This window comes from Ligilactobacillus sp. MP3, assembly GCF_024436335.1.
Classification (GTDB): domain Bacteria; phylum Bacillota; class Bacilli; order Lactobacillales; family Lactobacillaceae; genus Ligilactobacillus; species Ligilactobacillus salivarius.
Map to the genome: position 1 here is coordinate 98,211 of NZ_JANFQI010000006.1, position 13,095 is coordinate 111,305.

General features: G+C 32.0%; 14 protein-coding genes, 1 tRNA gene and 1 other annotated feature. Of the genes, 3 read left to right on the forward strand and 12 right to left on the reverse strand.

Annotated elements, in window-relative coordinates:
- Positions 1-3: 3 nt before the first annotated feature.
- Genes NOU10_RS06015 through NOU10_RS06025 form a run of 3 tightly spaced genes read right to left on the reverse strand, consistent with a single transcriptional unit; the run spans position 4 to position 2,154 of the window.
- Complete coding sequence (locus NOU10_RS06015; protein WP_255906296.1) at positions 4-735, reverse strand: 16S rRNA (uracil(1498)-N(3))-methyltransferase; 732 nt, start codon at positions 733-735, stop codon at positions 4-6.
- A complete protein-coding gene (prmA, locus tag NOU10_RS06020) occupies positions 735-1,625 on the reverse strand; it encodes a 50S ribosomal protein L11 methyltransferase (protein ID WP_255906297.1) in 891 nt (296 codons plus the stop codon). Before prmA ends, NOU10_RS06015 begins: the two co-directional genes overlap by 1 nt.
- Positions 1,626-1,641: 16 nt before the next feature.
- Positions 1,642-2,154 carry a DUF3013 family protein gene (locus NOU10_RS06025; protein ID WP_160996154.1) on the reverse strand — a complete coding sequence of 171 codons (513 nt, stop codon included), beginning with the start codon at positions 2,152-2,154 and terminating at the stop codon, positions 1,642-1,644.
- A gap of 254 nt (positions 2,155-2,408) precedes the next feature.
- Here NOU10_RS06025 and NOU10_RS06030 point away from each other — a divergent pair, with 254 nt between their 5' ends.
- Positions 2,409-3,371, forward strand: a complete 963-nt coding sequence (locus NOU10_RS06030) for a nucleoside hydrolase (RefSeq protein ID WP_003706211.1) — start codon at positions 2,409-2,411, stop codon at positions 3,369-3,371.
- Positions 3,372-3,878: 507 nt separating this feature from the next.
- Here the strand turns inward: NOU10_RS06030 and greA are convergent.
- From greA to NOU10_RS06070, 8 genes are all read right to left on the reverse strand, one after another.
- Positions 3,879-4,349, reverse strand: a complete 471-nt coding sequence (gene greA, locus NOU10_RS06035; RefSeq protein WP_003700144.1) for a transcription elongation factor GreA — start codon at positions 4,347-4,349, stop codon at positions 3,879-3,881.
- Positions 4,350-4,365: 16 nt separating this feature from the next.
- A complete protein-coding gene (gene udk / locus NOU10_RS06040; protein ID WP_003700143.1) occupies positions 4,366-5,007 on the reverse strand; it encodes a uridine kinase in 642 nt (213 codons plus the stop codon).
- Between the two features lie 22 nt (positions 5,008-5,029).
- A complete protein-coding gene (mltG, locus tag NOU10_RS06045; RefSeq protein WP_003707868.1) occupies positions 5,030-6,169 on the reverse strand; it encodes an endolytic transglycosylase MltG in 1,140 nt (379 codons plus the stop codon).
- Between the two features lie 152 nt (positions 6,170-6,321).
- Entirely contained in the window at positions 6,322-8,739 is a 2,418-nt protein-coding gene (pheT, locus tag NOU10_RS06050) for a phenylalanine--tRNA ligase subunit beta (protein WP_255906298.1), read from the reverse strand.
- A gap of 6 nt (positions 8,740-8,745) precedes the next feature.
- The gene (gene pheS, locus NOU10_RS06055) at positions 8,746-9,792 is read right to left on the reverse strand and encodes a phenylalanine--tRNA ligase subunit alpha (RefSeq protein ID WP_003700137.1); all 1,047 of its coding nucleotides are present in this window, start codon (positions 9,790-9,792) and stop codon (positions 8,746-8,748) included.
- 51 nt (positions 9,793-9,843) lie between these two features.
- Positions 9,844-10,073: a binding site (T-box leader), on the reverse strand.
- A gap of 64 nt (positions 10,074-10,137) precedes the next feature.
- Positions 10,138-10,485, reverse strand: coding sequence for a helix-turn-helix domain-containing protein (locus tag NOU10_RS06060; RefSeq protein ID WP_255906299.1), 348 nt, complete (start codon positions 10,483-10,485; stop codon positions 10,138-10,140).
- A 141-nt stretch (positions 10,486-10,626) separates the two neighbouring features.
- Positions 10,627-11,151, reverse strand: coding sequence for an HD domain-containing protein (locus NOU10_RS06065; RefSeq protein WP_003700135.1), 525 nt, complete (start codon positions 11,149-11,151; stop codon positions 10,627-10,629).
- A 105-nt stretch (positions 11,152-11,256) separates the two neighbouring features.
- Complete coding sequence (locus NOU10_RS06070; protein ID WP_081512026.1) at positions 11,257-12,018, reverse strand: RNA methyltransferase; 762 nt, start codon at positions 12,016-12,018, stop codon at positions 11,257-11,259.
- A gap of 137 nt (positions 12,019-12,155) precedes the next feature.
- On the opposite strand from NOU10_RS06070, the gene NOU10_RS06075 reads away from it, so the two are divergent.
- The gene (locus NOU10_RS06075) at positions 12,156-12,641 is read left to right on the forward strand and encodes a hypothetical protein (protein WP_080563888.1); all 486 of its coding nucleotides are present in this window, start codon (positions 12,156-12,158) and stop codon (positions 12,639-12,641) included.
- Here the strand turns inward: NOU10_RS06075 and NOU10_RS06080 are convergent.
- Positions 12,638-12,820, reverse strand: a complete 183-nt coding sequence (locus NOU10_RS06080; RefSeq protein ID WP_034984149.1) for a hypothetical protein — start codon at positions 12,818-12,820, stop codon at positions 12,638-12,640. The genes NOU10_RS06075 and NOU10_RS06080 overlap by 4 nt on opposite strands.
- 117 nt (positions 12,821-12,937) lie before the next feature.
- Between NOU10_RS06080 and NOU10_RS06085 the strand changes: the two genes are divergently transcribed.
- A tRNA-Ser gene (locus NOU10_RS06085) sits at positions 12,938-13,025 on the forward strand.
- The last annotated feature ends 70 nt before the right edge of the window (positions 13,026-13,095 follow it).

Below are 13,095 nucleotides of genomic sequence, written 5' to 3' on the forward strand. Positions count from 1 at the left end.
ATCTCAACTTAACTCCAAAGCAAATGATAAACTTGCTAAAAAATATAATGGTGCAGTTTCTGCTCGCATAATTCTTGGACCTAAACCAGCTAAAATAAAACTATTTGCTTCTAAAAATTCTATCTCTTTTGGAGAAATTCCACCTTCAGGACCAAAAATAGCAATGATATTGCTAGGTTTCTTATTTAAAATCTTAAACAAGTTTCCACTTTCACCTTTTTTAGCTGATTCTTCATATGCAACAATTCTAGCATCATTTTTTTCAAAATCTATATCTTTCAACTTTTCTACAAAAGTTACTTCAGGAATTTTCGTCCTATGAGACTGTTCAGCTGCACTTCTTGCAATTTTTTGTAACCTTTGTACTTTCTTGCTACTTCTTTTTTTATCCCATTTTGCAACAGAATAATCACCTACAAAAAAGATAAATTTAGTAGCACCCATTTCAGTACCCTTTTGTACTATCCAATCAGCTTTATCATTTTTAGATATTCCACAAGCGATAGTAACATCTGCTGGAAGTTCTACATCTGACGGAATAACCTCGACTGAAGTTGCTTTTGCTTTTCCATCTTCAATTTTTGTAATTTCCATCTTATGAACAACTTCGACATCATCAACTAATTCAAAAACATCTCCAACTTTCATTCTCAAAACCTTAATTGCATGTTTATAAATTTCCGGTGTGAGTTGATATTCAGTTGTAATCTTAGAATCAGCAAAATATCGTTGCATTAAATATCCCCCTTAACTGGTTTATGTGCAATAATTGAGTACCAATCTTTTTTATTCAAAATTTCATCTACAACAAAACCATTTTGTTCTAATTCTGTTAAGATTAATTCTTTCTTATCATTTATAATACCAGATGTAATGAAGATACCACCATCTTTAAGATTTGACTTAGCTTGAGGAATTAATGGAACTATAATTTCTGCTAGAATATTAGCTACTATTAAATCTACATTCTTATGTACACCTTCTAATAAATTATTAGGTTTAACTTCAATATTATTGCTAATTGGATTTAGTACAAAATTTTCTTTAGCAGCTGTGACAGCATTATCATCAATATCATAAGCATATACCTTATCAACACCAAAATGTCTTGCTGCTATACTTAAGACACCAGATCCTGTTCCTACATCAATCATACTCTCATTACCTCGTACAGATGTTTCCAATGCCTGTAAAGCCAGTTGAGTAGTAGGATGTGTACCTGTTCCAAATGCTCTACCTGGATCTAGTCTTATTAAGATCTCATCTTCTTGTTCTTTTTGATATTCTTCCCAGCTCGGTACAATTGTTAGATACTTAGTCAATCTAACCGGATGATAATATTTCTTCCATAAATCTACCCAAGCATCATCTTGTAAATTAGTCAATGACACTTTGGCTTCTCCTGGATTCAGACCAAAGTTATTTAATTTCTTTATCTTTTCTTCTAATCCTGGAATTAATTCAACTAAGCCTAATTTACTAGGAAAATAAGTAATTACCTTTACTTTTTCTAAGCCTTCACTATCATCAATTTGAACGCCACCAGCACCATTTTCCATTAATATGTTAACTACTGCGTCAATTGCTTCATTAGTTGTAGTTACACTTAACTCGTTCCATTCCAACGTCAGCTCATCCTTTCTAAAACTTAGGGTATTTAATCCTATTATTTGGATTAGGTAAACTTAGCATATTTGAATCAATAATCTTTTTATACTCATCTTCAGACCAGACCAATTCAAAAATTTCTTTTTCATCATCTGTTAGGAAATCTAATAAATCTGACTCACCATTATCCAATACTATTTGTAAATATGATACAAAGGCTTTTGCTTCTGCTAAAGACCAACCATTCTTACCATCATAAGGCAAACATACCAAATAGTCATCTGCATCAAAATTTTTCTCACGATTTTTATCATAGATTAATATTTCATCTACAAAAGTAACTACTGGCTCAGTTGACTCCACACCTAAAGTATCAGTTAATAAAGTTGCCTCTTTATTTTCAGCATAAAAAGTTAGTTCTATTTCAAATTGTCTATCTTTCTTATTCCAATTAACGAATATATCACCGTCAAAATCTAGTGTTTTCACTGTTTCTTTTAAGAAAGAATTTAAATCCGCTGCTTCTACCAATTTTACTTCCCCCATACCCTATTTATATTTACTTTCTATAATACATTATAATATTATCATTATCCAACTTTTATTGTATTATTCGTATTTTACTAAGCTTTATCTCTATATTTTTCTTATTTTTACTATTAATTTTCGTTTTTAAATTTTAATTTCCCTTATTTTCCTTACAAAACATGTAATTAAGCATAGTATTATGAAGTATAAAAATGATATAATATAACAATAAAACGAATATTAACATAATAAATATTTAAGGAGTCTTATTTATGGCTGAATATAAAATGATTTTAGATTTAGATACCGGTATTGATGATGCACTAGCAATCGCATATGCTTTAGCAACACCTGAAAGTGACTTAATTGGTATTGTTGGATCATACGGAAATATCTTAGTTGAACAAGGTGTACAAAATAGTTTAGATTTACTTGAAATGTTGGGACATACTGAAGTTCCTGTTTATCAAGGACTATCTCATTCATCAACTACTGATCATTTCGATGTTATGCCAATTAGTGCTCAAATCCACGGTAAAAATGGTATTGGAGAAGTTGAAATTCCTACTGCTAAAAGAAAAGTTGAAACTATGAATGGTCCTGACTTCTTTATTGAAGCAGCTCACAAATATGGCAAAAAACTTTTAATTGTTCCAACTGGTCCATTAACTAATCTAGCAGCAGCTATCAAAAAGGATCCTGAAATTATTAATTTAGTTGGTCGCGTAACACTCATGGGTGGTGCTTTAACAGTTCCTGGTAATGTTAACCCTGTTACTGAAGCTAACATTAATCAAGATCCTGAAGCAGCAGATTTTGTATTTAGAAGTGGTATTCCTCTTACTATGGTTGGTTTAGACGTTACAACTCGTACCTTGTTAACTACAAAAGAAACTCAAAAATGGCGTGACTTAGGTACATTTGCTGGTCAAAAATATGCTGATATCGTCGACTACTACATTGACGCATATAAAGTAACAAGTCCACACCTTGGTGGTTGTGCTCTTCATGATCCTTTAGCTGTAGGTGTAGCCGTCGAACCATCCTTAGTTACAACACTTGCTTTAGATATGAAGGTTGATACTGAAGGCCCTTATGCAGGAAGAACAATTGGGGATGAAACTAAAGTAAACAACCCAAATCCTATAAGTAAAGCCGCAATTGGCGTTAACAAAGATAAGTTTTTAGATGAATTCATGGAAAAATTAACTAAATTATTTGTAGAAGCTAATTAATAAACTTATTAAGGAGGGCTAGACTTGGTATTTCTCGGCTTAGCTTTATACATTTTTTGGCTCTTAATAACACTGCTAAAAATTAATAGTTTGGCTCAGACTCCTACATTTTCATATCAGGTAGCTTTTTTTGGAAGTTTGTCTTGGTATAAAAATGCTAGAAACATTATTTTATTAGTATCATTTTGTATATTAATTTATTTTGCTTCTTTACAATTTATTTATTTTTTATTTCTATTTTCTAGTTTATTCTTTTTAGTACTATTCATACATAACATTCAAAGAAGTATCGGTACTGTAAAAGAAAATTTAATTCTAATGTCACTTAGTATTTTGGTCAGTGTTATTTCTTGCTGGATACTTTCCTTACTATAAGAAAAGTGATAAAGCCCAGAGTATATTAATTAAGATATACTTGGGCTTTATTTTTTTCTATATAAAATGAAAATCATAACCATCTATTAAAAATTGATAGAGGCTATGATTTTCATAATTCTTTACTTGTTATTATTTAACATCAATAATTTTTACTTGCATAGTTCCACCTGGTGTGTCGATGGATACTACATCGCCTAACTTATGTCCAATTAATCCACTTGCAATTGGAGATTCGTTTGAGATTTTACCTTCAAATGGATCTGCTTCTGCAGCACCTACGATTTGATATGTTTCTGGTTCATCATCATCTTCTTGGAATGTAACTGTCTTACCTACTGCAACTTCATTTTCATCAATTGACTTATTGTCGATAATTTCTGCATGGTTTAGCATATTTTGAATTTCTTTAATTCTAGCTTCCATAAATGCTTGTTCATCTTTTGCAGATTCATATTCTGAGTTTTCAGATAAGTCACCGAATGAACGAGCTATCTTAATACGTTCAATAATTTCTGCACGTTTAGTAGTACGTAATTCTTCTAATTCTTGTTCTAATTTTTCTTTACCTTCTAAAGTCATAGGAAATGTTTTTTCTGCCATTTTATTCACCTCAAAATTATTTTTCTCGTTTTCTTAAAATATCTCTAACTTTAGTAACTAACAAGTCAATAGCAACTTGGTTTTCTCCACCTTCAGGGACAATAATATCAGCATAACGCTTAGTTGGTTCGATAAATTGATGGTACATTGGTTTTACAGTTGATTTATATTGATCAATAACTGATTGCAATGAGCGACCACGTTCTTCGATATCTCTTTGAATACGTCTGATAATACGGATATCATCGTCAGTATCTACAAAAATTTTAATATCCATCAAGTCTCTCAAAGCCGGATCATTCAATACTAGAATACCTTCTAGAATGATTACTTCCTTAGGCTCAACCTTTTCAACCTCTGAACTTCTAGTATGCTCTGTATAATCATAAATAGGTTTTTCAATGGTTTTCCAATCTAATAAATCTTTTAATTGCTTAACCAACAACTCAGTATCAAATGCATTAGGATGATCGTAGTTTGTCTTTATGCGTTCTTCAAAAGGCATGTCACTTTGATCATTATAGTAAGAATCTTCTTGTAACATCAATAATGAGTGACCATGTAGTTGTTCAAAAATTGCTCGACTAACAGTTGTCTTACCAGAACCTGATCCACCTGTTACACCTATTATTACTGGTTTATTTTCCCTATTTGCCATTATTGTTCTCTCCCTCTACTAATTAATTTTCATATCCATTTGCTTTTTGCAACTTTTTAACATTCTTTTGATGTTCAGCATATGTCTTAGAGAAATATACTTTCTTTGTCTTAATATTCGCTACGAAATATAAATATCCTTTGTCTTTATCAACAGGGTTTAAAACAGCCTTTACAGAATCAATACTTGGATTATTAAATGGTCCTGGGCCTAATCCCTTATTTTTATAGAGATTATATGGAGAATCAACTTCTAAATCATCATATGATACAGTTGATTTACTGTTATTTAAAGCATAATGGATAGCTACATCAGATTGTAACGGCATATCTTGTTCTAAACGATTTTCAAATACTCCGGCAATTTTACCTCTATCATCAGCACTACCATATTCTTTTTCTACTAGCGATGCCAATGTTAAAACTTGTTGAACTGAATATTTTGATTTTGAAATTTTATCAAAATATGGTTTCATTTCCATATTAGTCTTAGCTACCATTTGTTCAACTACTGCTTTCAAATTATCATGCTTTCCAACTGTATATGTTGCGGGATACAAATATCCTTCCAACTTATATTTTGTATCTTTAGCATCAACAGCAGAAGATAGCAATTGCGGATATTTGTTCTTTAACTCATTCAAAAAGTTTGCATCATTCATTAGCTTTAGAAAATCTTGCTTTTTAAACTTAGTATTCTTTTGAACTACATCAGCAACTTGATCTATGCTAGCACCTTCTTTAATTAGAATTGTGCCATTAGAATGGGGATTACTTTGACCACCTTGTTGTAATTTCTTTGCAATTTCATCCAAAGTCATTGACGGACTTAATTGATAATATCCAGCTTTGAAATTACCTACTTTGTTAGTCTTTACATAATAATCAAAAACAATACCACTCTTAATAATATTATTTTTCTCTAAAATATCTCCAATTTGCTTATTGGAACTTCCTATTGGAATTTTCACTTCTACTTTTTTAGTACTATTGGCGTTCAATGGTTGTAAAGAAGAATGAATATACTTATATCCCATCACTCCCATCAAAACTACTAATACCACTAAAATTCCAACAATCCATGAAACAATTTTACCAGCTATTCCACGTTGCTTTTTCAATTTTTCAGAACGGCTTGGATAATTCGTATTATCATTTTTCAAGGTTTTTCCTCCTTAGACTATACAGTCTTACTTAATGATTATACTAAAATTAATACGTTTTTTCATCTATATTTAGAATTTTGTCTTATTATTAAACTCTCAAAAAATGTCGTCAAATCTATTCTTGATTCAACGACACTCTGTACTTAATCTTAACGAATTACAGCTTTATAATTTTCTTGTAATTTATTAACTACTTTATCAAATGCTTTATTTACTTCATCATCCGTTAATGTACGTTCTTTATTTTCGAAAGTTAAAGTATAAGCTAAAGACTTGAATCCTAAGTCAATCTTTTCACCAGCATAAACATCAAAGATATTTACAGATGCTAAGTTAGCCCCGCCATTTTCTTTGATTGTTTTAATGATATCACTGTTTTGAATATCTTCAGCAACTAGTAAAGCAATATCACGCTTAATTGCAGGGAATTTAGATACTGGTTCATAAACTTCAAGATCTTTAGAAAGTTCCATAACTTTTTGTAAGTCTAATTCAAATACATAAACTCTATCTAAATTGTATTCTTTAGCTAAAGTTGGATGAACTTCACCAACAAATCCAATAAATTCACCATCAATATAAATATTTGCTGTACGTCCTGGATGCATTTCCTCATGTTCTGCCGTAGCTGTATAAACAACTCTAGAACCTACTCCTACTTTATCCAATAGATTTTGAACAATTCCTTTAATTACATAGAAGTCAACTGGACGTTTCTTATCATGCCAAGTTGCATCTTCAATTAATCCAGTCATAGCTGCAGCAACATGTTCCACTTCTCTTGGTCGTTCTGAATCTTCATCTCTGAAGAATACTCTTCCTTGTTCGTAGAGAGCTACATTTTCAACTTTTCTAGCCTTATTGTATGAAACATCATCTAATAATCCAGAAATTAGGTTCATTCGAACTGTTGTATGATCAGAACTCATTGGAAAATCTAATTCTGTTGACTTCATTGCTGGTTCAAAAGCAAATCTTTCAGCTTTAACTTTAGTTGTGAGCCCATAAGAAATAGCTTGTGTTAATCCAGAAGCCTCAAGAATTGCACGTGTGTTACGAATTACTTGTTGTTCGTAAGTATAGTGTCCTGGAGTAGTTGGACCTACTGGTAAAGTAGCTGGAATATTGTCATAACCATAAATACGTGCTACTTCTTCTATTAAATCTGCAGGAATGCTAATATCCCATCTAAACGGAGGCACATTTACAACAAACTCGCCAGCATTTTCTTCAACCTTAAATCCTAAACGTTCAAAAATATCTGTCACATCAGCAACTGATAAATCTGTTCCTAAGACATTATTTATTTTTTCTAAGGAAATTTCTACTGTAGTATCTTGAACATCTATATCTTGTTCTTGCGCAATTCCAGTAGCTACCTTACCATCGCCTAATTCCGCAATCAAATTAGCAGCATAATCTAATGCTTCTTCGATTGTTCCACGATTAATTCCTCTTTCAAAACGCATTGATGCTTCGGAATGAAGATTTTCACGACGAGAAGTTTTTCTGATGCTTGATGAATCAAACATTGCAGATTCAAGTACTACGGTTGTAGTATTGTCATCAACTTCTGTATTAGCTCCACCCATCACACCAGCTAAAGCAATTGGATCCTTACCGTTAGTAATAACAATATCTCCAGATTGTAATTCACGTTCTTGATCGTCTAGAGTTGTGATTTTTTCTCCTTGTTCAGCTAATCTTACTACTAATTCTTTTGAATTAATCTTATTGTAGTCAAAAGCATGAAGTGGTTGACCATAATCCATCAAAATGTAGTTAGTAACATCAACAACATTATTAATAGGTCTTACACCAGCATTCCATAAGCGTTTTTGTAACCACATAGGACTAGGTTTAACAGTAACATTATCAATAACTCGTAGTTTATAAGCTGGAGCTAATTCTTTATCTGCCTTTACTGACAAATAGTCTTCAATATGTAATCCATCATCTTCGTTAACAGTTCCCATTGGTAAAGTTAATTCTCTACCATAAACAGCAGCTACATCTCGTGCAACTCCACGCATACTTAACATATCACCACGGTTAGGTGTTACGTCAACGTCAATTATATCTTCGTCCATTCCTAGATAATTATATACAGGTTCTCCAGGAACAGCAGATTCTGGTAATACATAAATTCCGTCAGCATATTCTTTAGGAACAACACTTTCTGAAAAGCCAATTTCTTGTAAAGCACAAATCATACCATTAGATACTTGACCTCTCATTTTACCGCGCTTAATTTTAACATTCCCGGCAATTCTTGCACCTGAAAGTGCTACGATAACTTTTTGATTAGCAGCAATATTAGGAGCTCCACATATGATTTGAATTGGTTCATCGTCACCTACATCAACTTGACAAATATTTAAGTGATCGGAATCTGGATGCTTTACAACTTCTAAAGTTTTACCGACAACAATCTTTTTTAATCCTTCTTCAAGTCTGTATGTTTCATCCACTTCAACTGCTGTTCTTTCAATTTTTTCAGCTAATTCTTCAACAGCTAAATCATCTACTTTTACATAATCGTTTAACCATTTTGTAGAAACTTTCATTTTATACTATCCCTTCTGTGAAAATTGACTTAAGAAACGAACATCATTTAGATAGAACTCTCTGATATCGTCTACACCATATTTCAACATTGCAAATCTATCTGGTCCTAAACCGAATGCAAATCCGCCATAAACATTGGAATCTACTCCTGCCATTTCCAATACGTTAGGATGTACCATTCCAGCACCTAGAACTTCGATCCATCCAGTGTATTTACATACAGAACAACCTTTACCATTACACTTAAAACATGAAACATCAATTTCAGCAGATGGTTCTGTAAATGGGAAATAACTTGGACGCATTCTGATTTCTCTATCTTCACCGAAAATAGTACGTGCAATTAATTGCAAAGTACCCTTTAAATCAGCCATAGTAATATGCTTATCTATAACAAGTCCTTCTACTTGATGGAATTGATGAGAATGAGTTGCATCGTCAGTATCTCTACGGTAAACCTTACCTGGAGAAATCATTTTAAGTGGCCCCTTGCTAAAGTCATGTTTTTCCATTGTACGAGCTTGTACAGGAGATGTTTGAGTTCTCATTAAAATCTTTTCAGTAATATAGAAAGTATCTTGCATATCACGTGCTGGGTGATCTTGAGGTAAGTTAAGCATTTCAAAGTTATAATGATCTTCTTCTACTTCAGGACCATCAACAACTTGGAATCCCATTCCCAAGAATAATTTTTCTATTTGATCAATTATTTGTGTAATAATATGTGTATTACCTGTAGTTACTGGCACACCTGGTAAAGTTACATCAATTGTTTCTTTTTCCAGCTTTTTAGCCATTTTTATAACTTCAATTTCATCTTTCTTATCGGCCAATGCTTGAGTCAATTCATCTCTAATTGCATTAGCAAATTGTCCCACTTTTGGACGTTCCTCCGCACTCAAATCACGCATTCCACGTAAAACTTCAGTGATTGGACCTTTCTTACCTAACAAACTTACACGAATATCGTTAATTTTCTTTAAGTCTTTTGCTTCTTTTATTTCCGCTAATCCTTGTTCTTTTAGCTCAGCAAGCTTTTCTTTAAGATTCATTGCTATGTTCCTTTCTTTGATTTTTTCAAATAAAAAAGCCTCATCCCTACCAAAAGGGACGAGGCTCGCGGTACCACCCTTGTTTTGTTATACAAAATTGTACAACAACACTCTAATATGCCTTTAACGTAGCATCAACGTTCTATCTTTCAACTTAAATCGTATTCCGATAGCGATTCCGGAAGTGAACTTCAGATAAAAAATATTGAAATTATCTCACCAAAACTAATTTCTCTCTTAAAATATTACTTTATCTTACTCTTTTCCATCTACATCTTTAATATTATGCCTTTTAGTTTAAACTATATTACTGATTTTAGTCAAGGGCTTATCAATGAAATAAAATTAACTATTAGCACAATCTTCGACAGAATACCATTTATCAGACCATTTATGAATATCAGACATGATTTCTTTCAAGTCTTCACCTTGAGGAGTTAATTTGTATAAGACACGTGTACTACCTGGTTGTGCCATTCTTTCTACTAAACCTTCATCTTCAAGTTCTTTTAGTCTTTCTACCATCACTCTGTCACTACATTTATCAACGCTATCAGCTAAATTTCTGAATCTTTGAGGGCCTTTTTCCAATAAAACTTCAATAATCAAACCGTTCCATTTTCTTCCCAAGATTCCAAAAGTCTTTGTAAATTTAGGACAAAGTGTGTAATTATTTTCAGTATCCACTGGCATAAAGCTCACTCCTTTCAAATATATTTTTGGATCAATACTTTACTAGTCAAATCTAATTTGTTACTAGAAGTAAATAAATCTAACAAAATAACCTTTGCATTATAGCAAAGGCCACTAATACTGCCCTAAGGACATTTTACACTATTTACTTACTTTTTCAAAGTCAAACGCTGTACTATTTTTTCTTCCTCTAAATAGTTTCTCAACTTTTTGTACTAAGTGCTCTGAATATTCCGCTGTAGCAGAGTACTTATCTACAATAGTTACAATATAACCTTCTTTATACTTTGGAGGGCACAATGTAGCTCCCCACATGTGTTTAATAATAATATCTTTTTCTAAATCACTTAATTTTGTTAATTTTTCTGCATTTCTAACTGCTATTCTAGGATGAATCCAAGCATGTGTACCACGATCAAATTTTGTAGTTCTCCAATCATAATAGAACAAATCATGTAATAACCCTGCACGAGCTACAGCTTTAGCATTCCAACCTAATGTCTTAGCAATTCGATAACTTACATAAGAAACAGTTATCACATGCTCTAAACGAGTAGAAAAATGATGTTGGGTATAATTAGCAAGTTTTTGAACTTCTTTAGTTTCCAACAAGCTCCCGACATAACTCATATATTCTTCATCATTACGCCAAATATTATCTTTCATATAGTATCGTTACCTCACTAATTATCTATTCGTACTCTACTAGATAATAATACAGATTTTTTATGAAAAATCAATAATTCCTAGCACACCTTAACACTTTTTTATTTATTTCTTCAAAGCAAACATCAATATACCTGCAGCCACCGCTACATTTAGTGATTCAGCATTAGTTATTGGAATATACAAATTAATTGAAGTCATCTCTAGAATTTCTTTGCTCATTCCATTTCCTTCGTTTCCCATAACTAAAGCAAAATCAGTATGTTGTCCAACGTTAGTATACTCTCTAGCATGTTCGTTAAGTTCACTTCCAAAAACAGGAACCTTCATATCTTTAAAATGTCTAATCCAACCAGAGAGATTATCATTAATAACTTTAATATGAAATTGACTCCCTTGCATTGCTCTTACGACTTTAGGATTATACAAATCTGCCGACCCTTCTCCTAAGATTACTCCAGAGAAACCAGCAGCATCTGCAGTACGTACCATTGTTCCAATATTTCCTGGATCCTGAACACCATCTAACATTAACCAAGCACCTACATCCTTTTGAGGATATGTGATCTTTTCTTCTTCAATAGATACAATTCCAAAAATTCCTTGTGGCGTTTGAGTTTCTGAAATACTTTTCGAAACTTCCTCAGAAATCATAATCACTTTAGTTTCATCTGGGATTTCTATTTCATTTAGATGCTCAAATTTAGAAGTTATTAACAATTCTTCAACTTTCTTATTTGCTTTTAGTGCTTCTTTCACTAAATGTAAACCATCAAGAATATACTTATTTTGTTTTTTTCTTCCCTTTTTAGTATTTAATTTCTTCCATTCTTTTACTCTACTATTACTTGTTGATGTTATTTCCAATTATTTACACATCCTCTAATATATTTGTCTATTAAATTATAGAATGAATCAATATTGTCGACAAGGTTGTTAAGTTGAAATATTCTAAAAATTATCGTATTATTATCACAATTAATTAATACTAAGGAGTTTTGATGATGCAATTATACAGATTAGTTATTGATGGAGCTTTAGTATCTGACGAAAGCGACGAATACATTTATATAATTCATATTTCGTATCCATCATATGCATACTTACCTGATCAAAACATGCCTTCGATTCCTGCAAAGTCACCAGCATTACAAACTATCATTAGTCCTGTTCAGTTTAAAATTGAAAATGGTGATTTTTCAGAATTTTTCGTTTACTTAAATATCATTCCTAACAGTTTAATACCTAGACCTCGTTTTAAATTAGACCTATTAAAAAATTCGGATAGTTATTCAATCACTAAACATGAAATGAAATTTTATAACAATCCTGATTTCGTTGAGAAGTACGGTCGTCCTCGTTATGATGTCAATCCAATTCCTGTCAATTACGACGTTTCATTGGCAGAAATTTTACCTGAACTAGAACATGGCGACTTTTTAGGAAATTATATTAGTATTCGTTGGGAATTAGTTTCTCATAGAAATTAGCTTTTGGCCAGAGAGTATATTCCACCGATAGCTGCAATAAAAATAAGCCCAAGTAACCATATATGTGAAACTAGCCATACGAAAAGTGCAATACAGAATATCCAATAAAATAATTTCCCTGCAACTTTTAAAATCTTCCATGCTATCCATATACCAAATATTAAAAATAGAATTCCCATGTATAAACACCTCTTTGAGAAGATTATATCATTTTATTTTTGACTTTAATGATAATTTTTCTTAAAATTGATAAGTATTGCTTAAATAATAATTTTTTGCTATACTATTCTTGCTGTGGAGAGTTGGCAGAGTGGTAATGCACCGGACTCGAAATCCGGCGAGCCAGTTTATACTGGTGCGCAGGTTCAAATCCTGTACTCTCCTTTTTATGAACAATATGTTATATTTCGAATAACAGTAAAACAGTCTATAAATGTTGATATTACAATGTTTA